Origin of the sequence: Streptomyces sp. NPDC091387 (assembly GCF_044756945.1) — a bacterium.
Lineage (GTDB): Bacteria > Actinomycetota > Actinomycetes > Streptomycetales > Streptomycetaceae > Streptomyces.
The window spans coordinates 323790-346298 of the sequence record NZ_JBIVTZ010000008.1 but is presented as its reverse complement, the minus strand read 5'-3'; the positions used below and the strand labels follow the sequence as shown (position 1 = coordinate 346298).

Annotated in this window: 20 protein-coding genes and 3 pseudogenes; 11 read left to right on the top strand and 12 right to left on the bottom strand. The window is 67.4% G+C overall.

The window, feature by feature from the left end; genetic code table 11:
- The 4 genes from panD to ACIQM0_RS18980 all read right to left on the bottom strand — a co-directional run bounded on the left by panD (window position 1) and on the right by ACIQM0_RS18980 (window position 2741).
- Window positions 1-426: an aspartate 1-decarboxylase gene (panD, locus tag ACIQM0_RS18995; RefSeq protein ID WP_401287906.1), complete on the bottom strand. Its 426-nt coding sequence runs from the start codon at window positions 424-426 to the stop codon at window positions 1-3.
- 1051 nt (window positions 427-1477) lie between these two features.
- Complete coding sequence (locus ACIQM0_RS18990; protein ID WP_401287904.1) at window positions 1478-1831, bottom strand: PRC-barrel domain-containing protein; 354 nt, start codon at window positions 1829-1831, stop codon at window positions 1478-1480.
- 268 nt (window positions 1832-2099) lie between these two features.
- Window positions 2100-2270: a hypothetical protein gene (locus ACIQM0_RS18985; RefSeq protein ID WP_401287901.1), complete on the bottom strand. Its 171-nt coding sequence runs from the start codon at window positions 2268-2270 to the stop codon at window positions 2100-2102.
- 114 nt (window positions 2271-2384) lie between these two features.
- A complete protein-coding gene (locus ACIQM0_RS18980) occupies window positions 2385-2741 on the bottom strand; it encodes a DUF6233 domain-containing protein (protein WP_401287898.1) in 357 nt (118 codons plus the stop codon).
- Between ACIQM0_RS18980 and ACIQM0_RS18975 the strand changes: the two genes are divergently transcribed.
- The 4 genes and pseudogenes from ACIQM0_RS18975 to ACIQM0_RS18960 all read left to right on the top strand — a co-directional run.
- Entirely contained in the window at window positions 2635-3039 is a 405-nt protein-coding gene (locus ACIQM0_RS18975) for a hypothetical protein (protein WP_401288031.1), read from the top strand. The genes ACIQM0_RS18980 and ACIQM0_RS18975 overlap by 107 nt on opposite strands.
- A gap of 515 nt (window positions 3040-3554) precedes the next feature.
- Window positions 3555-4823 (top strand): hypothetical protein, encoded by a 1269-nt coding sequence (locus tag ACIQM0_RS18970; protein ID WP_401287896.1) that lies wholly within the window; start codon window positions 3555-3557, stop codon window positions 4821-4823.
- 76 nt (window positions 4824-4899) lie between these two features.
- Window positions 4900-5022 (top strand): annotated as a pseudogene (locus ACIQM0_RS18965) (HNH endonuclease); the annotation flags it as partial.
- Between the two features lie 55 nt (window positions 5023-5077).
- A pseudogene (locus ACIQM0_RS18960) lies at window positions 5078-6182 on the top strand (IS701 family transposase); the annotation flags it as partial.
- A gap of 458 nt (window positions 6183-6640) precedes the next feature.
- Here ACIQM0_RS18960 and ACIQM0_RS18955 read toward each other — a convergent pair.
- The 6 genes and pseudogenes from ACIQM0_RS18955 to ACIQM0_RS18930 all read right to left on the bottom strand — a co-directional run bounded on the left by ACIQM0_RS18955 (window position 6641) and on the right by ACIQM0_RS18930 (window position 12407).
- Window positions 6641-7684 (bottom strand): pentalenene synthase, encoded by a 1044-nt coding sequence (locus ACIQM0_RS18955; protein ID WP_401287893.1) that lies wholly within the window; start codon window positions 7682-7684, stop codon window positions 6641-6643.
- 257 nt (window positions 7685-7941) lie between these two features.
- Entirely contained in the window at window positions 7942-9285 is a 1344-nt protein-coding gene (locus ACIQM0_RS18950) for a cytochrome P450 (protein ID WP_401287890.1), read from the bottom strand.
- Between the two features lie 330 nt (window positions 9286-9615).
- The gene (locus tag ACIQM0_RS18945; RefSeq protein ID WP_401287887.1) at window positions 9616-9906 is read right to left on the bottom strand and encodes a helix-turn-helix domain-containing protein; all 291 of its coding nucleotides are present in this window, start codon (window positions 9904-9906) and stop codon (window positions 9616-9618) included.
- Window positions 9907-9986: 80 nt separating this feature from the next.
- A pseudogene (locus tag ACIQM0_RS18940) lies at window positions 9987-10160 on the bottom strand (transposase); the annotation flags it as partial.
- Window positions 10161-10196: 36 nt separating this feature from the next.
- On the bottom strand, window positions 10197-10784 hold the full coding sequence (locus tag ACIQM0_RS18935) for a hypothetical protein (RefSeq protein WP_401287885.1): 588 nt from the start codon (window positions 10782-10784) through the stop codon (window positions 10197-10199).
- 135 nt (window positions 10785-10919) lie between these two features.
- Window positions 10920-12407: an IS4 family transposase gene (locus ACIQM0_RS18930; protein ID WP_401287883.1), complete on the bottom strand. Its 1488-nt coding sequence runs from the start codon at window positions 12405-12407 to the stop codon at window positions 10920-10922.
- Between the two features lie 285 nt (window positions 12408-12692).
- Here ACIQM0_RS18930 and ACIQM0_RS18925 point away from each other — a divergent pair, with 285 nt between their 5' ends.
- Both ACIQM0_RS18925 and ACIQM0_RS18920 read left to right on the top strand, forming a co-directional pair.
- Complete coding sequence (locus ACIQM0_RS18925; RefSeq protein ID WP_401287881.1) at window positions 12693-14069, top strand: IS1380 family transposase; 1377 nt, start codon at window positions 12693-12695, stop codon at window positions 14067-14069.
- A gap of 420 nt (window positions 14070-14489) precedes the next feature.
- On the top strand, window positions 14490-15278 hold the full coding sequence (locus ACIQM0_RS18920) for a nuclease-related domain-containing protein (protein ID WP_401287878.1): 789 nt from the start codon (window positions 14490-14492) through the stop codon (window positions 15276-15278).
- 1134 nt (window positions 15279-16412) lie between these two features.
- On the opposite strand, the gene ACIQM0_RS18915 is transcribed toward ACIQM0_RS18920, so the two are convergent.
- Both ACIQM0_RS18915 and ACIQM0_RS18910 read right to left on the bottom strand, forming a co-directional pair.
- Entirely contained in the window at window positions 16413-16835 is a 423-nt protein-coding gene (locus ACIQM0_RS18915) for a hypothetical protein (protein ID WP_401287876.1), read from the bottom strand.
- A gap of 3 nt (window positions 16836-16838) precedes the next feature.
- Window positions 16839-17090, bottom strand: a complete 252-nt coding sequence (locus tag ACIQM0_RS18910) for a hypothetical protein (RefSeq protein ID WP_401287873.1) — start codon at window positions 17088-17090, stop codon at window positions 16839-16841.
- A gap of 1097 nt (window positions 17091-18187) precedes the next feature.
- Between ACIQM0_RS18910 and ACIQM0_RS18905 the strand changes: the two genes are divergently transcribed.
- The 5 genes from ACIQM0_RS18905 to ACIQM0_RS18885 are packed head-to-tail and all read left to right on the top strand — an operon-like array spanning window position 18188 to window position 22475.
- Entirely contained in the window at window positions 18188-19885 is a 1698-nt protein-coding gene (locus ACIQM0_RS18905) for an ATP-binding protein (RefSeq protein WP_401287871.1), read from the top strand.
- Window positions 19882-20289 carry a roadblock/LC7 domain-containing protein gene (locus ACIQM0_RS18900; RefSeq protein WP_363026414.1) on the top strand — a complete coding sequence of 136 codons (408 nt, stop codon included), beginning with the start codon at window positions 19882-19884 and terminating at the stop codon, window positions 20287-20289. The genes ACIQM0_RS18905 and ACIQM0_RS18900 overlap by 4 nt, the downstream gene beginning before the upstream one ends.
- On the top strand, window positions 20286-20654 hold the full coding sequence (locus tag ACIQM0_RS18895) for a DUF742 domain-containing protein (protein ID WP_385343864.1): 369 nt from the start codon (window positions 20286-20288) through the stop codon (window positions 20652-20654). Before ACIQM0_RS18900 ends, ACIQM0_RS18895 begins: the two co-directional genes overlap by 4 nt.
- On the top strand, window positions 20635-21243 hold the full coding sequence (locus ACIQM0_RS18890) for a GTP-binding protein (protein ID WP_401287867.1): 609 nt from the start codon (window positions 20635-20637) through the stop codon (window positions 21241-21243). The genes ACIQM0_RS18895 and ACIQM0_RS18890 overlap by 20 nt, the downstream gene beginning before the upstream one ends.
- A complete protein-coding gene (locus ACIQM0_RS18885) occupies window positions 21240-22475 on the top strand; it encodes a cytochrome P450 (protein ID WP_401287865.1) in 1236 nt (411 codons plus the stop codon). The genes ACIQM0_RS18890 and ACIQM0_RS18885 overlap by 4 nt, the downstream gene beginning before the upstream one ends.
- Window positions 22476-22509 lie beyond the last annotated feature (34 nt).

The window sequence follows — 22509 nt, the reverse complement described above, 5'->3', positions numbered from 1 at the left end:
TCAGCGCGCCGCGGGCACGGCGTACGGGCTGCGCGCGGTGTCGGTGCCCGGCACGGGCGCGGAGGCGTCGGCGCCGAGCGCGACGATCCGGTTCGCCGCGTCGACATGGACGATACGCGGAACCAGGCCGCGCGCCTCGGCGTCGTCGACCTGCGCGTAGCTGATCAGGATGACCAGGTCGCCGGGGTGCACGAGGTGAGCGGCCGCCCCGTTGATCCCGATGACTCCGGAGCCGCGTTCGCCCTCGATGACGTACGTCTCCAGCCGGGCGCCGTTGTCGATGTCGACGATGTGCACGAGCTCGCCGGGCAGCAGGTCAGCGGCCTCCATCAGCTCGGCGTCGACAGTGACGGAACCGACGTAGTGCAGGTCGGCCTGGGTCACGGTGGCCCGGTGGATCTTCGACTTGAATATCGTTCGTATCATTGAGGTACTCCTGGGCATAGGCTCCCTGCCCGCATTTTTGCAGGTCAAGTGCTGTTTCCACACTCTACAACGCATCGCAGGTTCAGGCAGCTGTGCCTAGGTTCTTCAGGACTCACGCTGACCACTTGCTGACTTCCCTGACGCATCATCAGGTGGCGATGGAGGGCCCGGCCGCTCTCGCGACCTCCACCCCACGACCCTCAAAGCCTACGCAGCACTCCTCTCAAGAGCGCTCGTGATCATCGTCATTCCAACAGCAGGGTTACGCCCCGGACGCATACGAGGGCTCTGCCTCCGCAAGCACCTTCGAAGCAACGCGACTACCTAGCGGTGAATCCCGGTTCAGCAAAGCCGGCTGCTCTCGTGACTATGGCCACACCCCATTCCACCGTCCCCTGCCACAACACAACGCGACCCGCCACTCGCCTACTCGCAAGGATCCGCCTCCCCCATGGAATCGCGGCCGCACTCCTCCGAAAACAGCCGACCACGCAAATATCGACCCGTCGAGGCCGTCCTCATGGAAACCTCCGAGGTCGCCGCGATGCTCAGCATGTCAACGAGTGGGGTCTACAGGGAGGCGTCGAAGCTGGGCTTGAAAGGGTACAGACTCGGCCGAGGGAAGAACACCAAGGTCCTGCACAAGAGGACTGAGGTCTTCAAATAGCTGGAGCAACAGAAGGTCCACTGAACATCAGTCAAACTCGAAACTCCAAGCCGCCGCATGAACTGACGAGAGCGCAGGCCGCAGGGTCATACACAGCACTGACCAGTTGTACGCCGAGGGCAAGGAGCCCCCGGGGCTGCCGATCCAACAACCCGCCAGATTGGAAGAGGCTCACTGTAATAGACGTCGACCGTCGACATTCTGGTGAAGTGCGGGATTCCTGCTACGGAGGCAGGGACTTCGGAGGAATCGGCTTCCGCCGAAACACCGCTCTCCCTGGCCGGTCGGCGCCGTTGGTACGCGTACGCCAGGGCCGTTGTACGCGCACGCCAGGGCCGGCCAGAATCTACTGGCCGGCCCTGGCGTGAGGATGGTGCCGCAGAGTCAGGGGCGGCGGTAGCTGTCGTAGTAGCCACCGACCTGCTCGTGGTATCCGGCGTCACCGACGTGCTTGTCCTTGTCGAACTCGGGGGAGTCCTTGATCTGGTCCTTCGTCAGGTCGACGAATATCTTGCGCTCGGCCTGGTCGACGGTGCGTACCGTACCGGCGGGCAGCATGACGTGCTTGCCGAAGATCCAGACACCTGTATCGACCACGAGGTACGAAGAGTTGACGTCGTCCGAGTGCTTGTCGACCTTGCCGATGCTTCCGTCGGTGGCCTCAACCTTGTAGCCGATGAGGTCAGAGCCCGCCGTGTGGCCCGCAGTCGGCTGATAGCCCCAGATTTTGTCACTCATAAATTACTCCCTCATTGAGATTATTCGCCTCTCCACCACCAAAACCGTGGAGTCGGCCGGCGTCTCCGAAGTATTCGGCGACGCGCTCTCAGAAGTTCTGGTGCCCTGTATCCGGGACCCCACACATGGATGGCGGACTATTTGGTGCGTCGATTCCACAGGACCGCAATGACATGAATCCGGGCCGCGACGACGGTGCGTCGCGGCCCGGATTCATGTCACCCGCTGCTTTCTCCTGGGCTCCGTACCCTGCCGAGGAGACGGTGCGTCACGCCGTCCCCGTCGAGCGGCCCAGCAGCGCGTTGATCTCGAAGGTCCGGTCCGGTGGCGGGGTGGACGTGGGCACCGGGGCGTCGAAGGCCGAGCAGCCGACGGTCGCGTCCGCTCCGTCGCCCTGGAGGGTGAGCCGCAGCGGGTACGGCTTCCCGGTGGCCGCCACGTACAGGACCAGCGTCCTTGTCAGGGGTACGACCGGTGCGTGCCGGGGGTGGTCTTCGCGCCCACCGGGAAGAAGACCGCGGCGGTGCGGATACCGAAGAGCGTCCGACCGGTGCTACCCGAGCACCCCGAGAGTGGTGTCCGGGCGGCAGTGCGAACAGGCCCTGACCCCGTCGGCGAGCAGGGCGAGCGCCTGGTCCCGGTCGATGACGCGGCGGCGATTCCCGATGGCGTAGCAGTGCCCGGCGTGTACCTCGGTAGGCGGTGTGCCGTTCCCAATGCCCAGTTCAAGGACCCAGTCCGGTGCCGGCGGCCGCCGTTCTCCGCCCTGCCGGCGCTCTGCTTCCCGCTGCTCGGCCGCCGCGATGGCGTCATCGCTCCGCTGGTGGCTCTCCTCGCTGACTCGCGCACGATACGGGCGTCCCCTCGGCGCTGAACTCCTCACCACGACCACCAGCCACGGTCTGACCATCGCCAGCCCTGACCAAGGCAGCCTCGACGCCTGGCTCGCGACCAAGCCCGGCAGCCCCTACGAAGTCCGCGACTTCGTCGTCTGGGCCCACCGCCGCCACCACGCCCGCGACCTCCTCGTGCCGCATCGCCCGCCGGCCGACCCGGTCGGCCTTCGGGCGAGGACTCCCGCCGGGACCTCCTACACCAATGCCTCACCGACACCCGCCTCGACGTCGACGTCCGCGCCGCTGGCGCGATCCTCCTGCTGTTCGGCCAACACCTCACCCGGGTCGCAGCACTGCCCTCCGCCGCCCTGACCACCCACGACGGGACGACGTTCCTCACCCTCGGCCAGACCCCGCTCCCGCTGCCCGCCCCCTGACCGACATCTTCACCACCCTCGCCGACAACCCCGCGCTCCCCAGAGCTGGGCCGCGAACACCAGCACCGGCCGGCTGGTCCCCGGCCACCTGCCTGGCGCCCACATCTCCGCCGCGGCCCTCAGCCGACGCCTGGCCGCCCATCGCGTCCCCAACCGGCCCGCCCGGACGACCGCCCTGGTAGCCCTCGCCTCCAACCTCCCGCCCGCGGTTCTCGGCGCGATGGGGCGGCCTCCCCCCGATCACGGCCGTCCGGTGGCGCCAACGCGCCGCCACCGACTGGACCGCCTACCTCCAAGCACGCCAGCGCGCCCTTACCGACGCGCCTCTACACCCCGCGCACTGATCCGGTCGCCAGGGATTCCCGCCGTGCCGTGCCAGTTTTGTTCCCCCGTCGGGCCGAATTCGGCAGATCTACACTGAGCTGCGAGAACGCTACGGGGAGCTGAGTCATGGGCGTGGGTACAGGTTCGAGCAATCCGGTGGACGGCGAGTGCGCCCTGACCTCCGCGGTCCGGGCTGGAGACACCGACTTGGTGAGGATCCTTGTCCGGGAGTACAACGACCCCGATTACCTCGGCGTCGCGTTCGGCCTGGCCGTCCGGGTGCACGCCGGGCACATCGCCCAACTACTGCTCCAGTACGGTGCGGATTGCGGCCAGAGCAGGCCCGAGGACCTCATCCCGTTGAACGAGGGGGTCGACTCGGGTTCGCCTGCTCTGTTTGAGGCGCTCCTGGACCACGGGATCCAGGGCAGGTATCCCGAGACCGAGCTTCTGAAGGCGCGGGACCTCGCGCGCCGCTGGCACGAGACCGGGGTCGAGGCCGAACTGCGACGCCGTACCGGTTGCCGGGAGGCCCTCGCCCGTAGGCAGGTTCAAGACGACGAGTACTACAGCGTCGACGAGTTCACCCTTGGTGGCATGACCGTGCGAGACGGCCATGGGGCCATCCTCACGTATGCCGAGGAACTGCTCGGAGTACGGACCTCGTTCGAGGAGTTGATGGACCGCGCATTGGCCCATGCCGACCAGCAGAACCACCCGACATGGAGCAGCGTCACCATCCTGCTGGCCGGCCGACGTGAACAGGCGACCTGGACGGCTGCCGCAGCGCTGTGCACGAGCCCGGACCCATCCCGCCGACTGTTCGGTGCCGAGGTCCTCCGGCTGACCCATCTGCTCGACGACAGCGACGAGGACGCATTCGCTGGTCCCGCTCTGGACATGTTTACCAACTGGTCGGCCGAGGAGACGGACTTGGCCGTGCTCACCGAGGTGCTGGTCGCTCTTGGAGAACACATCGACCCCCGCGCGGAGGCGGCACTTCTGCCCCACGTCGGCCATCCCGACGCCCGAGTACGGTGTGCGGTGGCGCAAGGATTCAGCGAGTGGTCCTCGCCGCCAGCCTTTTCTGCCGACGCTCGCAGGGCGCTGCTGCAGCTGATAACCGATCCGGACGCCGTGGTACGGAAGACCGCTTGCCACAGGATTGCCGAGTGCAGGGACAACGATCCCGTGCTCGCCGATGCCATGGCCGCTGTGCTGGGCGACGCGGACCGCCTAATCCAGCTAGCCGCCGTCTACGGACTCGCCCTCCACAACGACGAACGGTGCGTGGAAGCAGCACGCCTTCTCGGCCCGCCGCGGCGCGGTTCCCTGGAAGAGGAGGGCTACCTCGACGCGGTGCGGCGCTACGAGTGGCGCCACGACCGCCCCTGATTCCCCCGCCTTGGCCCACCAGGTGCTCCGCAGCCGGGAATATCGCACGTCGGAATGACGCTCCCCGCCAGCTTGCGCCTCCCAGTGGACCGCGGCACGGTGCGAGGCCTACGCGAATGACCTCGGGGCCGACCGGAGCCTGGTCGCGGTGACGACGAAGACGAACCGAAGCAAGTCCGACCAGGATCCGTTGTGCTGGGCTGGTTCGGATATGACCAGATCGGCGCGTTCGGCCTGACCCTCAACGCGGCGGTGCTGTTCACCACTCGCTACATGGACGCCGTCCTCGACCGGCTCCGCACCCACGGCTTCGACGCGCGCGAGCTGGACGTCGCCTGGCTCTCGCCGTTCGTCGCCATCGCCAGGCCCTCCTCGAAAAGAACAGCTGGCAGCTCGCCGAACACGCCGGCCACTCCACCCCCGACGGTCTGCAGCACCTGCTCTCCCGCGCCCGCTGGAACCCCGATGACATCCGCAATGACCTGCAGACCTACGTCGCCGAACACCTCGGCCGCCCCGACGGAGTACTGATCCTCGACGACACCGGCTTCCTGAAGAAGGGCACCACCTCCGTCGGCGTCCAGCGGCAATACTCCGGCACCGCCGGCCGCACCGAGAACTGCCAGATCGGCGTCTTTGCCGCCTATGCCAGCACGGTCGGCCGCGCCCTGGTGGACCGGGAGCTCTACCTGCCCAAGTCCTGGACCGGCGAACCAGAGCGCTGTCGCGCGGCAAAGGTCCCCGAAGAGCGGGAGTTCGCCACCAAGAACACCCTGGCGGCGACGATCGTCCGCAGGACACTGTCCTCGCCGCTGCCGATCGCCTGGGTGACGGCGGACGCCGCTTACGGACAGGACAACCGCTTCCGCCGGATGCTGGAAGCATCCGGCGTCGGCTACGTCCTGGCCGTCCCCAAGTCCCAGTTCTCCCTGGCCGGCCCACACATCGACGGTCTTCGACCAGGCCCCCGACCAGGCGTGGCAACGCCGTTCCTGCGGGGCGGGCGCGAAGGGGCAGCGCGAGTACGACTGGGCAGCCGCCCAGTTACGCCCGGTGGCCGAGTACGACCACCGGGACGGTGTGCTCATCCGTCGGTTGTGGGCGCTGGCACGGCGCAGCGTGAGCCGACCGGGCGAGATCGCCTACTACCTCGGCTACGCAGCGCTGGATGTCGCAGCGGACGAACTGGTGCGCGTCGCCGGCTCCCGGTGGGCAATTGAGGAGTGCTTCCAGGCGGCGAAGAACGAATGCGGCCTGGACGAGTACGAGGTCCGCCGCTACGTCGGCTGGTACCGACACATCACCCTCGCCATGCTCGCCCACGCCTTCCTCGCCGTGATGAGCGCGCAAGCAGCCGAAAAGGGGGACCCACCAGTGAGGATGCCGAGGTCATCGCGCTCACTGTGGCAGAAGTGCGGCGACTCCTGGCAGCTTGCGGCGACTCCTGGCAGCTCACGCACCCCGAAACCCCCGCACCCGCATTCACGAGCTGAGTTGGTCGCATTGGCGCCGCCGACGCCAAGCGGTGGCCCGCCGCTGCCACTATCGCCGCCGTGGGCACTCCTTCGAGGGACCCGCGGGCAGAAGCCGTCCATGACAGCACTCTGCCCGCTACACTGCCACCGCTCCTCGTTTCCCCAGTTCAAGCCACGAAGTACTGCTGGAGTACTAGCGCCCTTGGGCGGGCCACGACAGCGGTTTGGTCATCCCGTGACAGCGATGAATCCCGCGACCAGCCGGACAAAAGCCCAGCTCAACAAGGAGAAACCGGACCCGGAACCGCTGCCGGCAACCCGCACACTCACAGGCCCGTCGGATCAAGAAGTCGTCCGTCGCCGGCTCTCGGGGCTGGGCGTGACGAGGTCTTCCAGGTAGTTCGCCCGGGATCCCGGGATGACGTCTGCGGGTGTATAGCGGCCGGATTCGCGCTGCCAGTCGTAGTTGCCCCGAATGCAGGACTCCATGCCATCGCGAACGAACCGGCCGATGACCGCCGCCTCGTCCTCCCGGAGGCCGTTTTCACGGCAGAGCGCGGGAAGGGCGTACCGGAGCTGTTCGAACCTGTGGATCGTGTCGGCCATCATGCCCTGGATGTGTCGAATCGCCTCCGACCGCCGCGTCAGGTGATGGCGCTGCAGGATCAGGACCAGGTTGAAGGTGTCATCGCGGGCCTCTTCCTTCTCCACGGAGCAGACGTCGTTGGCGTAGGTCACGGTGTCCGCCACCAGGTTGCGCATCTGATCGAGGTGAGGGTGGGCGGCCAATGAGGCGGGTAGTTCGCAGTGCTGGACCCGTTCGGCCAGGCCCAGGACGGGCTTGACCCCGATGGTCGCACGTCGGATGTGCAGGTACTCCTCCACCGGGATGGGTCGGGCCTCCCGGCGGACCGCTGCTTCCGCGGCATAGCCGGCGAAGTACTCGCGCCAGTCCGCTGCGGCCCTCTCCCGCCAGGACGGTGACATTCCGAGGCTCTCGCGGGTCCAGATGTTCCCCCAGGACCGAGTGACCGCGACGGGGAGGCGCGTCGGGGTGCCCGCGGGGCGGAGTGTCATGGCGCGGAGTTCCCCGCATGCCGCGTGGGCGGCGTCCCGCCGATCTCCCTCGGCTCCGTCGAACTGGTCGTCGAAGGGGAAGAACCAGCCGATGGCGTCCGCCGCCAGCTCCAGGTCCTCGGCGAAGGCCGTGGGGTAGAAACGCGCGGCGAGTTCCGACAACGTCCAGCGGGCGTAGCGCCGTATCGCCTTCTCGCCCGTGGTCAGGCCCATCGCGCGCATCCACTCGAGGTGGTGCTGGCGGGCCCTGTCCAGGTCCGGGCTGATCCGTGCGGGATAGGGGATGTCGAACGGCACGCTCTGTGGCATGTCCTACCCCTCGCGCGCGGGCTGGTCGACTGCGAGGTGGTGGGTCGTTCTCCCCGTACGAATTGAAGAGTTGTCTTGTGGGCCCCAAGGCATCGCCGGTATTGGGGCTGGGTCCGTCCGCCGCCAGTGGCGCCGCCGCGGGCGAGAGGACCACCTTGCTCCCGGCTTGCTCCTGACCATCGCGGGTGCCGGTGGCCCCACCCCTCCTGCCGGACAGTTCGGATGACGCCCTGCCGGTTGCACGGGACCTCTCTCGTTCATCGTGCTGTCCGTAAGTGGACGCGCATTGGGCAAGCTGTGGGGCTCAGAGCGGTCCTGAGTTTGGGTTCCACCCGTTTGTTCCCGTGCGGGATGAACCGGAAGCGTCCCGCAAGGCCAGCCAGGGTGATCGTCGACTCGATCATGGCGAAATTGTCGCCGATGCACTTGCGCGCGCCGGCTCCGAAACCGAGATGGCCCTGGCGCTGTGCGGGGCCGACGCGTTCGGGGAGCCAGCGGTCGGGATCGAACGTTTCCGGGTCGGCGAAGACCGAGGGGTCACGGTGCAGGGCATAGATGGGGAGGAGGACGTGGCTGCCGACGGGGATGCGGTGACCTGCGATGAAGGCCTCCGCTGTGGTCACCATGGTGAACATCCACAGGGGAGGGAACAGCCGCAGGGCCTCGTTTAGGATGCGCTGCGTGTAGGGCAGGTCCGGCAACTCGTGAAATTCCGGTACGTGTCCCCGGAGGACTTCGTCGACCTCTGCCCAGAGCTTCCGCTCCACCGCGGGATGGTTGCTGATCAAGTGGATCGCCCAGGTCAGCAGGCTTGAAGCGGTCTCGGCTCCGGCGAAGATGAGGGTGCTGATCTGGTCCCGGAGTTCTCTGTCGTCCAGGGCGTCCCCGTCTTTGCCGCGGGCTTCCATCATGTTGGACAGTAGGTCGCTCCGGCCCGTTCCGGCACTGCGGTACTGGCTAACGGCCTGGTCGCAGGCGGAGAGCAGACTGTTCCGGGCCTCGTTGAATCGACGGTTGGAGGGGGTCGGCAGGCGGAACAGTCCCGGCATAGGAATGATCATTCGCCAGTAGAGGCCTGGCATCACGAGGGGCAATGCCCGGGTCATCTCGGCGACGGCCGGTGCGGCGTGTTCGGAGGTGAGGAGCGTAGAGGTGAGGACACGTGTGGTCAGGAGCTTCATCTGCGCACCGACCTCCACGACCTGTCCGGATTCCCATGTCCGGGCGAGGGCGGAGACCTGTTCACGCATGATGTTCGCGTAGCCCGGCATCTGATCCATGCGAAAGGCGGGGTTCATCAGGGGACGCAGACGGCGCTGGTCCGCGTTGCTGCAGGTACCCAGCCCATTACCGAAGATTAGGCGCATGGAATCGAAGAAGGGACCACCCAGGTCGAACGCATCATCCGAGGACACGAGGAGCTTCCGGGCGACATCTGGCCGGGTGACCACATAGAGGTCCCGCAGGCCCAATCTGACCCTGACGACCGGATCACCCGACAGCAGGCCGACCTGAAACGCGAGAGGAGCACGCAGCAACCGGGGAAGGTGTCCCACCAGGGGCGACGCACCTGGCGCAATCCTGGCCGTCAGTGTGACCATGACACTCCTCCATGACTTGGCGAGAGCCGACCACAGAGCGGCTGACAGCGGAGACCGCAGCCATCACCATGCTTTCTCCCAATGGTCCGGACCAGAGCCGATACGCGCAAGGCCCGACTACGGAGCAACGGAGAAGGTGTTGAAATTCGACGAACGCCGGACCCCTGTCGGGCCGACACTTCATGACCAGACGGTGAAGCCTGTTCACGATCACCGATCGGATCCACGCGGCGTTCCCCGCAGTCTCGAAGGATGCCTGGACCTGACATGCGACGCCGACGGGCGTCCGCGTGACGGCGCGTGCTCGCGGAGATCACGGACATGCTCGATTCAACTACCGGACGCGTAGGTGCGGCCTCGGCGATCCGCCGTTTGCGGCCGCCGGTCACCGAGGCCGTCCGGGCCCTGCTCGTTGAACCTGTACAGCCACCGCCGCACCGTCTTGGCTTCGCACCCCGCCCCGGTGGCGACCTGCGGCACGTGCAGACTTTCCCAGCTCAGGGTGACGATCCCGGCGCGGACAATCCGGTCCGCCAGCGCGTGACGCGCTGCGGCCAGCCTCCGGAACCTCTTCTCTTTCTCCCCGTCCAAAGGTTGACGTGCCATCAGAATCTTCGGCACCACACTCGCCCCCGAGCAGCGAAACACCACTGTTTTACTACTACTTACCCGCCTAAAGCGGAACTAAGCTTGTTCTTTATCTACCAAGATCTGCCGGGCTTGCCGATGGCCTTGAGGGTCTCGGGGCGTTTGACGGTCTTGCCGACGTCGTAACGGGGTGCCCGGTGCCTGTTCTTGACGCCGGCTGGCCGTCCGGGCCCGGTGGCCCGGGGTTTGGGAACACGGGCCGGGCAGGCGAGATGAGCGCGGATGTTCAAGCGAAACAACCAGCCCGGGACGTTACTGCTGGGCTATTTGTCGGCTGGTTCGCCGCTCGTTAACGGCACCCCTGAGTGCCGCCTTGACGTCCTCCCGTAGGGGCTTGCTCTCGTGGAGCGGGCCGGAGACCGCCTTTCGCGGCCCTCCGGTGTACTCAAGTGCAGCGTCTGTCCTTCGGGGATGGTCGTCTCGAGAACAGTCGATCCATTCCCCACTGCGGCGAGTGTGGTGCGGATGTAGGTGGAGAGGACCTCGACAATGGTGGGCTGGTCTCTCTCGGAGTCCCACATGATCCGTTCGAGGCTGTAGATGCCGCCGAGGCATTGGGTCAAATTATCGGATCCGAGTAGCTTGATCGCCTCAACGTAGCGCTCGGTGACCTGTCCCTCGCGCGTGAGGTCGACCTGCTTTTCGTCTTTCTCCCGGGTGTGCTCCAAGGTCTTGTGCGTGTAGTAGAGCCCGAGTCCGGCAACGATGCTGGCACCGAGTGCGACGAGGGCGGTGCGGACACCGGTAATGACAACTCCGTCGGCGGGCTGCAGATCCTCCTCGCGGAGGTGTCCGCCATCGAGCCACCCGAGTCCGCGCCACAGAAGCAGCGCGTAGCCGACGACTGCCAAGATGGTGCCGACGATGATCAGGGTGCGCTTCGTCTTAGCCTCGCGCTTTCGTGAAGTGGGCTGTCCGACGGGTGGCCAGGTAAGCAAAAAGTGCCCCTGACCTGCAATGCCGGTGATTTATCGCGTCGGTGCAGGTCAGGTGGGGTGCTTGGTGACTTTGACTGTATAGCGGATGTTACTGGGAGTGCGGGGCTGGTCCCGTTTTCTGACCTCGAAGGTGTTCTTGGACGGCTTTTTGATGCGCTGGCACTGCCGGTTGCGCCGGGGTGGGAGGAGGGCGGCCAGGAGCTCTGTGGTGACTTCGCGGCGGGCGGTGTCCAGCGTGGTGACGTCGGCTGCGGCCTGGGCGGCGACGGCCAGCCGGGCGAGTTGCACCGTGACGGTGAAGGAGATCCGGTCAGGATCGGTCCCGCCGTGCTCTGCCGCGCGCGTCTGCAGTGCGCATAGTGCCTGGTAGACGGTGAGAAGGGCGTAGATCTCCTGGCAGATCAGCTCGGGCGCCTTGGAGCGCAGGATGAATCCGGCCCCGCGCAGGCGGTTCTTCAGTTCCGCGAATCCGTTTTCGATCTCCCACCGCTGGTGATATGCCCTCGCCAGCTGGTGGGCCGGGGCGAGGCGGTGGTCCAGCAGGCTGGTGACCAGCCGGAACGTCTCGGTGCGGGGTGGGCCGGCCTGCGGGTGGATGGTCACGGTGTACTCGATGATCCGCACCAGGTGTCCCCGGGGCGGCTCGGTCAGGGTGCGTCCGGCCGCGCGGGCCTGACCGTGGCGGATGTTCTCCGCGGGCGTGCGCATGATGGACAGGTAGGAGCCGTCGGACAGCACCCGCAGCGGCACGAAGACCACGTTCGTCTTGATCCGCCAGGCCAGGTGGGCGCCGGTGGCGCGGGCCAGGCCCCACAGCTGGTATCCGGCGAAGTTGCGGTCGGCCAGCAGTAGCATGTCCGGTCGCAGGGAGGCCGGCAGCCGGCGGGCGAGCTTGTGCTCGCTGAACCTGGCCACGGCGTCGAAGGCCGCGTCGACCAGGGCGTGGGTGCCGCATTCGGTCAGGGCCATCAGGCGGACCTGCGGGTGTCCGCTCTGGTTGGCTCCATCCCTTCCGGTGAAGCCGAACTCGGCCGCGTTTGCCGGGGTGTCGGGGACGTCCAGCGCGGTGCCGTCCCAGGCGACCAGCCGCAGCCCGAAGGCGAACGCGCCCGGAGTGACGGTCGTGGCCAGCGTGCCGCACCGCCGCTCGAACAGTGCTTGCAGCGGCTTGTCGCCCAGCCGCTGCCGAGCCCGTGTCAGGGCCGAACTGGTGGGCAAGCGCTGCACACACAGGCCCGGCAGATGCCGCAGCTTCTGCGTCAACGTGCGCAGGACCGATCGGTATCCCGGCGGCCCGGCACTGTCGGAGCTGCTGAACAGGCACAACGCCAGGACGAAGTAGACCACTGTCCGGGCCGGCAACAACCAACGGCGACGCTCGCCGCATCCCGTCAACTCCACGACCTCGTCAACCAGTTCAGGGCTGATCTCCCCGGTCAGCACGCCGAGACGGACGTGCTCGCCAAAGCGCCGGTCCGTGGGGGCCACCAGCCTGTTCAACGGGGCCTGGCTGCCCTCGGCAATGGCAGACGGCATGCGGGCGATGGCACACTGAGCACCCAACGGAGTTCCCTCGCGGACAGTCGGATCTTGGTCGATCCTCTGTCCTACCGGGAACTCCGTTGCCGTGTCCCGGCCTCCGCCGGCACATCACCAGAAGTGACGGATCACGCAACGTCACCAGGGGATATTCCCACCCAAAACCCGCACCATCAAGTGCCTGACCTGCACCGACGCGCTAAATCACCGGCATTGCCCTGACCAGCAAGAATAAGGATTGTCGAGGTCCTTGTTCCTGCTCCAGCCGGAGGCACTTCTCAGGTGAAGAAGAGTATCGGGTCGTACTCGCGTGTCCGTATCGAGGGTGGTGGCCGGGCGGTGATCTCGCAGGCCGGGGGGCGCGCTGCGGTCGAGACCGTTCGTAAGTCCGGTTTGGACACCGCGATATCAGCGGCGCTGACGCCGTGGCGGAAGGCTCGGACGGTGCACGATCCGGGCAAGATCCTGCTGGACGTGGCGCTGGCGGTTGCGTTGGGTGGTGACTGCCTCGCGGATGCGGGGATGTTGCGGGCCGAGCCGGCGGTGTTCGGGCCGGTGGCTTCCGACCCGACGGTCTCCCGCCTCATCGACACCCTCGCAGCCTCCGGGGAGAAAGCCCTGCGGGCCATCCGTGCCGCGCGGGCCCAAGCGCGCGGCCGAGTCTGGGGGTTGGCCGGCGGGGAAGCGCCTGACGCGGGCGGCACGGTGACCGTCGATCTCGACGGGGTGCTGGTGATCGCGCACTCGGACAAGGAGGACGCGGCCCCGACCTGGAAGCGGACCTACGGGCATCACCCGCTGATGGGGTTCGTCGACCACGGGCCGGGCGGCACCGGTGAACCGGTCACGGCCCTGCTCAGGCCCGGGAACGCGGGCTCGAACACGGCGGCCGACCACCTCACCGCCACCCAACTGGCTTTGGCCCAGCTGCCGAAGAAGTACCGGCGCGGGCACCGGACCCTGATCCGCACCGACTCCGCGGGCGGCACCCACGACTTCGTCGCCTGGCTCGCCCGGCGAGGACGGTGGCTGTCCTACTCGGTCGGCATGACGGTCACCGAGCAGGTCCACCAGCACGTGCTGAAGGTTCCGGCATCGGCCTGGACAGCGGCCGTCGGAACGGACGGCGAGATCCGCGAAGGCGCCTGGGTCGCCGAACTCACCGGCGACGTCCAGGACGGCTGGCCCAAGGGCATGCGGCTGATCGTCCGCAAGGAACGACCGCACCCCGGGGCCCAGCTGTGGCTCACCGACGCGGACGGCATGCGGCTGACGTGCTTCGCCACCAACACCTCGGGCAGGCCGATCGCCGAACTCGAGCTCCCTCACCGGCTGCGGGCCCGGGCCGAGGACCGCATCCGAAACGCCCGCGCCACCGGCCTGCGGAATCACCCACTGCACCGCACGGCCCAGAACCGCATCTGGCTGGAGATCGTCCAGATCGCGCTCGACCTGCTGGCCTGGATGCCGACGCTCGCCCTGACCGGCAAGGCCCGCCTCCGGGAACCCCGCCGCCTGCGACTCCGCCTGTTCACCACGGCCGGACAGCTCGTCACCACCGGCCGTCGACGAATCCTCCGCCTCGCCCGGCACTGGCCCTGGACCCGCCACATCACCGCAGCCCTCAACCGGCTGGCACTCCTACCGAACCCCGGCTGACCAGCGGATTCCCCGTCCCTACGACAGCACGGCACCACCCGGATCAGTGGAACCCGGCGTCCACCCGAGACGACACTCGGGCCCTCAACCTGCACAGCCTCAGCACCACGGGACGAAAACGGTCCACCGACACCGCCGGCGGACGTCACGAAACTTCGAGGCTAAGGACCGTGGTCGTCGTCGCGTACCTCGAGGTCTTACCCGACCATGCCGACCGCGTGCTGCTCGCCCGGGTCGAGGGAGCCGGCGCTGGAGGCGCGAACGGTCGGCTGCGGGACAGCATGTTCGTTGGTTGGTGAGGGGTCGGGTCTGTCACTTTGTGAGGGATCGCTCGCGTAGAAGGAATACCTAGTTAGGGCGGCGGTGCGCAGCCACCCCGAATCCCGTGCGCGGCAACTGCGTTCTTCATAGGCTGTGTTGATGCTTACCGAGGTCCTGTCCAACCACCCCGCCGTCCTCGTCCGGGAAGCGGTCGTAGCGCTCGACGAGCAGTACCGCCTCATGGCGGAGCACGACCACCAGGTCACCCTGCTTCGGGAGCGACGCAGGACCGCGCGCAAGTGGTGGCAGATCCTGCGGATGCTCAGCGACCACCAGGAGGTCCGGGCCCTGCGGGTGCGAAGACCGGTGGTCGATCCAGGGCTGCAATCGGCACTCGCCTCGCGGCAAGCGGGGATGGCCGCCGAGGACCGGGCTGTGCACGAACTTTCGCTGCTGCCCGACACATGGCGGCTGTTCCGGGGCTACGCGAACAGGCGCGGCGAGGTGGACATCCTATTGGTCGGACCCCAGGGCATCTGGGCGGTGGAGGTCAAGGGCCGGGCCGTCCTGGTGCACGTGGACGGCGAGCGTTGGACGTTCGAGAAGTTCGACCGGTACGGCAATCGGGTCGATCAGGGGATCCTCCAGGACCGGCGGGGCCGCAGTTGGGGGCGGCAGGTCGGCGACATCTCCCGCGAGTTGGAGAAGTTCCTTGCCTCCAGGGGCCTTCACGTGCCGGTGCATCCCGCCGTGGCCGTTGTCAACGACCGTGCGGAACTGGGGATATGCCACGATCCGACGGTCACCCTCAGTATCGGCACCGACTACCTCCTGGCTGCCATCCGCGAGGCACCCGTCACGCTCGATTCCGCAGCCCGGGACCGCGCCGCTGCCCTTGTACGCCGCGATCACGCCTTCCACAGCAACCGCCGCCGCACGCGCGGGTGAGGTTACCCGTCGAGGCGCCGGAGACGGATGATGCCGAATGCCGGATCGAGGAGGGCCTGGCAAAGGTCGGCCCAGCGTTCGTGACAGATGGTTGACTCGACATGACGGGCCTGCTCGCTCGGGGCGGCGCGGGTGTACGCGGAAGCGGTTGCCCGGATCGGTCCGGGCAGTACTCGGCAGCCTCGTCCGATGGAACACCGAGTCCATGACATCGCGCTTCGGCGAGGGCGTTGCCGTAGGAGTCACACTTGGAGCCGACGGAGGCCACTGCGTCGGCCCGCCGGGAAGGGCGTTTCGTCGATGAGGGGCGCGGACGTGGCACGGGTGGGCGTACTGGCGGCGAGGGGACCCGCAAAGTGAAGCGCCGCACTCGCACCACGACCTCAGGGGGACCGCACCGCTCCCGCGTCGAAGCTAGGCCGTGGCCGATGTCGCGGGCCTGGTGGTGGGTGCTCTCGATGATCGCGAGCCAGATACGCCACCGCCTGCCACGGCGTTGAACGGCGGCTGCCCCGCGGACCCCGGCAACGTCAAATGGCCGGTCGCACCCCCATGAACCCTGACATCCGTGCCTCCGGCGGACACGCGCTGCGGACCGTGCGCCTCGTACAGACCGACTTCCGCTACAACATCAGCAATGCTGGGTAGTTCAGCAGTCCGAAACCCCGACTCGCTGGGAGATCAATCCAGCGGTGGCCAGGGACCGGCGAGCAGACGCTCGGCCTCCGCGACGATCGCTCCGGCCAACTGCTCGCGTGTGCCGTGCCGGATCGCGTCCCAGTCGTTGTACGCATCGACCTTGTCGACCAGCGAACGAAGCGACTGAGGCCGGGCCAGCGCCCCCCAGCCCTACGTGATCAGGTCACCGCCGGCCCCGGAGGCCAGACTCCCGCTCACGATCAGTCGGAGCCACCAGCGCACGAGTTCCCAGCGTGCCGTCTCCCAGGGAATATCAGTGTCATGGGCGGGAAGGCCCCCGGTCAGACCCAGCTCAGCCAGTACCTGGTCGAAGAGCACAACGGCGTTCTCATGCTCAGTGCGCGACAGGCCGACGAGCAGCGGGAGCGACTCCGTCTCAGAGTCGAGGACCAGTGCCGTGAGCCCCGCCTCGATCAGCTGGAGCGGGTAGCGCTGTCAGCCGATCAGGCGCTCCAATGCCAGCATCCGCAGGTGCTCGACCGCCTCCTGCGCGCTGACGGCGTAGGGGGTGTGCGGGGTGGGTGTGGCAACGTCGGTGCCCGGACCGCCGTGGACGAAGTACGACCAGAAGCCGACGGTCGAGTGGGCAGGAAGGCTGCTCGCCCGGCCGGTGAACTCGTTTCGTAGGTAGTCGGCGAGGTCGTTTCCGTAGATGATGATGTCGGTCTGGTGGACGGACAGCACGGGGTGGCCGCATTCGCCTGCTGTGCCGGGCAGGTAGCGGTGGCTGTAGACGGGGACCAGCTGCGGGACGGCCACCAACTCGGAATGTGCGATCTGCAGCGCGTCGGATGTCCCTGCCGGCCTCGGAGGCCAGGCGGGGTGCCAGAAGCCGTTGTGCTCCACGTCGAAGAGCACACCTTAGACCGGTTGGGAGAGCCGCTCGGCCAAGTCCTCGGGGTCGCCGTTCCGCCAGTCGGGCCAGCTTCGCGACCCGTGCGGAAGTCCGGCGGCAAGGAAGACCCTGTGGTCTGCCGAGAAGGTGAAGCCGAACCGCGCCTCGACCGCGTTGAGTTCCCGCTTGCTGAGGCCAGGCCTGATCTCGGCTCGGAGCATGTCCTGAAGGCTCCGGACGGATTCCAGGGCCGGCGGCGGGGGCGACTGTGCGGTCATCCCGGCAGCATAGTGACCAGTATGACGACAGATCATCACTGGCCAGCAGAGCTCAAGAACAAGCTCAGCCAGGTTGCGACCCCTCGCAGGGGCGATACAGATGAGGGCGGCGGGTCGGCTTCGCGCAGTCGCAGTCCTTGAAGAAGGACCCCATGCCGCGGGCGAGCTGTCGGGCCATGTGTCGCACCATCCGTTCCAGCCCAAGAACCATGCCCAGGCGCCTCACTGCAGGTCGCAGGTCAGCAAGCGGGAACACGTCCGGGACGCATGCTGACCGTTTGCTGACCCGAGGGGGACACATGATGCCCCTGACCTGCGGCGACGCCAAATTGCTAGATCTTCGACTTGAACAAAGTACGCAGCATTCTGGACTCCTGGAAGACGGCTCCCTGCCCGCTTTCTGTAGGTCAAGGGCAGCCTTCACCCTACATTGACCCGCCTCGGAGCCGACGGTTTCCAGCAGCATCGCTCCACTCCGACGGGACGGCTACCGCCCCGTCGGTGCCGGGCTGGACGCGCACGCGCTCGCTTCCGTCGCTCTCCCCTCCACAGGCACGTCCGTGATGGGTACGCCGCCGGTTACGGGGGAAACCGCCGTTCTCGATCCCACCCACCTCTCCTGAGGGCGCCTCAGGGGAGAATAACCGAGCGGTAGTTGGCGCCGCCGCGGCCCAAGACAGCCATCCTGGCGCTGAAGTCGCAGTTCCGGCGATCGTTTGGACGCCTCCTCGAGCGCACGAATATGGCTCTTTCCTCACGACGATTTCGGGCCGCATCAGTCGCGATACACGTCATCGCCGATGCCCGAGGGCACGGTCGTCCGGACCGCCGACAAGGCACCCACAGCCCCGGGATCGCGCCCCGTTGGCACGCCGGACGGCATCCTGGCCCCCCTTCCCATAAGGCAATTTATGACCGCTATGCGCGGTGGCAGAGCGTGGCGGGATCATCACTCCCACATCTCGGCCGGTTTGATCATTCCGGCCCCGCAACCTATATGCTCCGCGAATATGCCGCCCGGCACGGGGGAATCTGCCGGGCATCCCATACGTCTGAGTGCAGTGTCCTCATACCGATCGTTCGCTCCGAAGGATGCAATGGAAAACTCCACTCCGCTTCCGGCGGCGAGGGCCCCCATCGTCTGGTACAGCTGGTGGCTGATGCCACTGGGGCTGGGAGGCGGGACCGTCACCGCCACGTTCATGAGCTCCGAGCGGATAGCCGTGGCAGTCGCCGGTGCGGCGGCGACGGCAACCAGCGCCTTGTGTGTGCAGCTTCTCCTGCGCGCCCGCGCGCAACTCCGCCAGGTCAAGTCGGCTCACCGAACAGAACAAGACAACCAGGTGCGCGACTCGCAGCAGCAACTGGCTGAACTGCGCACGAGGTTCACTGTCCAGAGCGCCGCTCGCGAGGAGCATCACGCGGGGCAGGCGAGCGCCCTCGCAACGCAGCTGTCCGACCAGAAGGGCGCGTTCGAGTCCCAGCTCGAAGAGCGTGATCGCGTCTGGCAGGAACGACTGGATCAGTACCTGTCCGCGTTGACACTGCTCGCCGACGACCAACTTCCGTCATCGTTCAGGCAGTTGCGGGACGGCGATTCCATCGACGACATCCTGCCGGTCTCGGATCAGCAGGGCTGCGCCGACGACCGCCTGCGGGCCGTTCTCAACAAGGTGCTCCGCACCGCGCTGACGGGCGTCGAGGAGGAGCTGAACCGCTCCACGTCCGCCGAGCAGGCCGTCATCGGTGTCGGTAACCGCATCCAGGTGCTGACCAGTCAGCTCCGTGGGCGGCTCCACGAGATGCAGGGCGAGCACGACCGGTCCCCCGCTGTCGCCCAGAGCCTGATGGAACTGGACCAGGCCGTCGGCCCTGCCGACTGTCTGGCAGCCAGCCTCGTCGTGCTCGGTGGTTCCGACCGGCCCGGCCGCCAGTGGCAGGAGCCTCAGCACCTGCGCAGCGTCGTGCGCGGTGGCATCGGCAGGGTCAAGGACTTCCGCCGTGTGCAGGTGGATCAGCTGCCCGACCTCGGCGTGGACGGTGGTCTGGTGGATCACCTGACCCTGCTCTTCGCCCACTTGCTCGACAACGCCGCACGCTACTCGCCTCCCAGTGAGCTGGTCACCATCTCGGGCAAGGAGGTACCCAACGGCGTCGGCATCCAGATCCAGGACCTGGGCAAGGGCCTGAGCGAGGAGAAGAAGCGCGAGGCCGATCACGCGCTGGCAGGCACCTCGCCCGGTGCCGGTCTCGGTGGCATCTCGGAGGACGCCAACGTCGGGCTGCGGGTCGTCGGCCGTCTCGCCCGCCGCTACGGAATCCGGGTCACGTTCGCCGACTCGCCGTGGCTGGGCACCTCCGTCGTGGTCGTCATCCCCCACAAGTACTTCAGCCCGCTGTCCGGCTCTTCGTCCCCCACGGTCGCGGCACCCGCCGTTCCCGCGCCGAGGAGCTCCCCGGTCTCCCCTGCCACTGCGGTGGCTTCGTTGGCTCCGTTGGCTTCGCACGTGGTCCGGCCTGCCGACGAGGGCGAGGGACTGACCACGCCAGGCGGTCTGCCCCGTCGCCGGCGTCGCAGCGACCCGGCTCTCCAGTCCCCGCCGGCAGGGCGCACCGGGCGGACCACTGACTCCGTGGTTCCCCCTGACTCCTCGTTCGCCGGCATGGCCGCCTTCGCCACCGCCGCGCGAGCACACCCGGCCGCCACACCCTCGGAACCCGAGCCCGCCAAGGTCTCCGGTTCGACCACCGGTGGTACGTCCGCCGAGCACCACACGGAAGAGAGCGACAAGTGACGACCACCAACGACGTGAGCTGGGCGCTCCGCGACTTCGTCGAGAGCATCAGCGAGATCCATTTCGCGATCGTCGCCTCCAGCGACGGCAAGGCCATCACCTCATTCGGCAATGACGACCGCGACGAGGTGGACCGGCTCGCCGCAGTCGTGGCCGGGCTCCAGTCGCTGGCGGGGCCGGTCTCCGAGCACTTCGAGAAGGACGCCGGCGGGTTGCGGCTGGCGATGATCGAAGTCGATGGCGGGTACCTGTTCGTCGTCCGTGCCGGCCTGGAGACGTATCTCGGTGTCATCGCGCGGGAAGGTCTCGACCAGGGAGTTCTCGGGCACCAGATGAACGACCTCGCTCGACGAATGGGTGAACTCCTCGGCACCACGCCGCGTCTGGAGGAGCGCTCTGGATGAGTGCTCCCCGTGGGACCGACCCGTCCGGTCTTGAGCGCTTCTACGTCGTGACCGGCGGGCGCAGCAAGCCGGGTGATGTGGCGTCAACCCTTGATGTGGCGACCCTCGTGCTCTCACGGGCCGCCGCGTCACCGGGCATGCAGTACGAGCACGAGGAGATCATCCGGCGCTGCCGTGAGCCGCTTTCCGTGGCCGAGCTCGGAGCCCATCTCCACCTGCCGTTCAACGTTCTCGCGGTCCTGCTGTCCGACCTGTTGCAGGCGGGCCGCGTCGAGGCCCGCGACCCTGTCTCGGCGCATGACGCCGGCCGGGGGCCCGACTTCGCGCTCCTGGAGGAAGTACTCAGTGGACTCCAAAGGATTTGACCAATCAGGGCAGCAGCTTGCGGCTGCGGGCGCCCGCTCGGTGAAGGTGATGATTGCCGGAGGTTTCGGTACGGGCAAGACCACCATGGTCCGCTCGGTCAGTGACATCAGGCCGCTGACTACCGAGGAAACGCTCACCCAGGCCAGCGCCGACGTCGATCACCTCATCGGTGTCGCCGACAAGACGCAGACGACCGTCAGTCTGGACTTCGGCAGGATCAGCCTCAACGACACGTTGATGCTGTACCTGTTCGGAACCCCTGGGCAGGAGCGGTTCTGGTTCCTGTGGAACGGCCTGTTCAAGGGCGCGCTCGGGGCCATCGTCCTGGTGGACACCCGGCGGCTGGATTCCAGCTTCCGGGCGATCGAGGAGATGGAGCGGCAGAAGGTGCCGTTCGTCATCGCGCTGAACGTCTTCCCGGACTCCCAGGCCTACCCGGCCGACGAGATCCGGGACGCGCTGGACATCCCCGCGGACACTCCGGTGGTCACCTTCGACGCCCGAAGCCGGTCCGACAGCCGTGGTGTCCTCGTCACTCTGGTCCGGCACCTGAAAGAGCACGCGGCGGCCGCGCTGGAGGGTCGATGAACGATCAGAACTTCCAGGCCGGCGGCTGCCCCGTCGTCCATGGCGGGGACACCACCCGCCTCTACGGCCCCGATGCGGCGACCGATCCCCACAGCATCTACGCGCAGTTGAGGCAGGAGCACGGCTCGGTCGCGCCTGTGCTGCTGGAGGGCGACGTCCCCGCCTGGCTGGTCCTCGGCTACCGGGAGAACCGGCGGGTGCTGGACAATCCCTCCCACTTCAGCCGTGACTCGCGGATCTGGCGGGACTTCAACGAGGGCCGTGTCGATGCCGCATCGCCCCTGATGCAGATGGTGGGCTGGCGCCCGGACTGCGTCTCGCAGGACGGTGAACCGCACCGGAGGCTGCGCGGTGCGGTGACGGACAACCTGTACGCCGTGGCCGGCCGGGGCATCCGCCGGCATGCCACGCACTTCGCGAACCAGCAGATCGACGCGTTCGCGGAGGCGGGCCGGGCCGATCTGGTCGAGGACTTCGCCGAGTACCTTCCGATGCTGGCGCTGACCCGTGTATTCGGGCTGGCGGCGAGAGACGGAAGGGCGCTGGCGGAGTCCAGCAAACAGGTCATCAAGGGGGGTACGGACGCGCTCACCCACAACGGTCACATCATGACAATACTGAGTGAACTGGCGGCCCGTAAGCGTACGAGCCCCGGGTCCGACTTCACCTCCGGTCTCATCGAGCACCACTCCGGCCTCGATGAGGACGAGGTGGTCAACCACCTCCGCCTCGTGCTGATCACCGCCCACACCACGACCAGTAACGTGCTGGCCAGGACTCTCCAGCTGATCCTCACGGACACCGACTGGCTGTCCGGGCTGATCAGCGGGCGGCTCAATCTGTCCACCGTGGTGGAGGAAGTGATGTGGAATTCTCCGCCGCTCGCCGTGCTCCCCGGACGGTTCGCCACCGCCGACGTGGAGCTCGGGGGCTGCCCGGTCAAGGAAGGTGATCTGCTCGTCCTGGGCCTCGCGGCCGGGAACCACGATCCGGAGATCCGCCCTGACGCCGGTGTCTCGGTCCGGGACAACGCCGCACACCTGGCGTTCAGTGCCGGCCCGCACGAATGCCCCGCGCAGAACATCGGCGCGGCCATCATCGAGACAGCGGTGGACGTCCTGCTCCACCGGCTTCCCGGACTGCGGCTGGCCGTGCCGCCGCAGGAGCTGACCTCCACGGCCTCGACCTGGGAGTCACGGCTGGACCGCCTGCCGGTCGAATTCCCCGTCTGACACGGATGCCCGGCCGGGACTCCCCCGGCCGGGC

Excerpts from the sequence above, each read along its gene's own strand:
- ACIQM0_RS18975 (WP_401288031.1), top strand. The coding sequence starts at position 2,635 with ATGGCGTCATCGCTCCGCTGGTGGCTCTCCTCGCTGACTCGCGCACGA.
- ACIQM0_RS18910 (WP_401287873.1), bottom strand. The coding sequence starts at position 17,090 with ATGACCGCACAGTCGCCCCCGCCGCCGGCCCTGGAATCCGTCCGGAGC.
- ACIQM0_RS18895 (WP_385343864.1), top strand. The coding sequence starts at position 20,286 with ATGAGTGCTCCCCGTGGGACCGACCCGTCCGGTCTTGAGCGCTTCTAC.
- ACIQM0_RS18930 (WP_401287883.1), bottom strand. The coding sequence starts at position 12,407 with ATGCCGTCTGCCATTGCCGAGGGCAGCCAGGCCCCGTTGAACAGGCTG.
- ACIQM0_RS18885 (WP_401287865.1), top strand. The coding sequence starts at position 21,240 with ATGAACGATCAGAACTTCCAGGCCGGCGGCTGCCCCGTCGTCCATGGC.
- ACIQM0_RS18990 (WP_401287904.1), bottom strand. The coding sequence starts at position 1,831 with ATGAGTGACAAAATCTGGGGCTATCAGCCGACTGCGGGCCACACGGCG.
- ACIQM0_RS18955 (WP_401287893.1), bottom strand. The coding sequence starts at position 7,684 with ATGCCACAGAGCGTGCCGTTCGACATCCCCTATCCCGCACGGATCAGC.
- ACIQM0_RS18920 (WP_401287878.1), top strand. The coding sequence starts at position 14,490 with ATGCTTACCGAGGTCCTGTCCAACCACCCCGCCGTCCTCGTCCGGGAA.
- ACIQM0_RS18980 (WP_401287898.1), bottom strand. The coding sequence starts at position 2,741 with ATGGTCAGACCGTGGCTGGTGGTCGTGGTGAGGAGTTCAGCGCCGAGG.
- ACIQM0_RS18970 (WP_401287896.1), top strand. The coding sequence starts at position 3,555 with ATGGGCGTGGGTACAGGTTCGAGCAATCCGGTGGACGGCGAGTGCGCC.
- ACIQM0_RS18905 (WP_401287871.1), top strand. The coding sequence starts at position 18,188 with ATGGAAAACTCCACTCCGCTTCCGGCGGCGAGGGCCCCCATCGTCTGG.
- panD (WP_401287906.1), bottom strand. The coding sequence starts at position 426 with ATGATACGAACGATATTCAAGTCGAAGATCCACCGGGCCACCGTGACC.
- ACIQM0_RS18950 (WP_401287890.1), bottom strand. The coding sequence starts at position 9,285 with ATGGTCACACTGACGGCCAGGATTGCGCCAGGTGCGTCGCCCCTGGTG.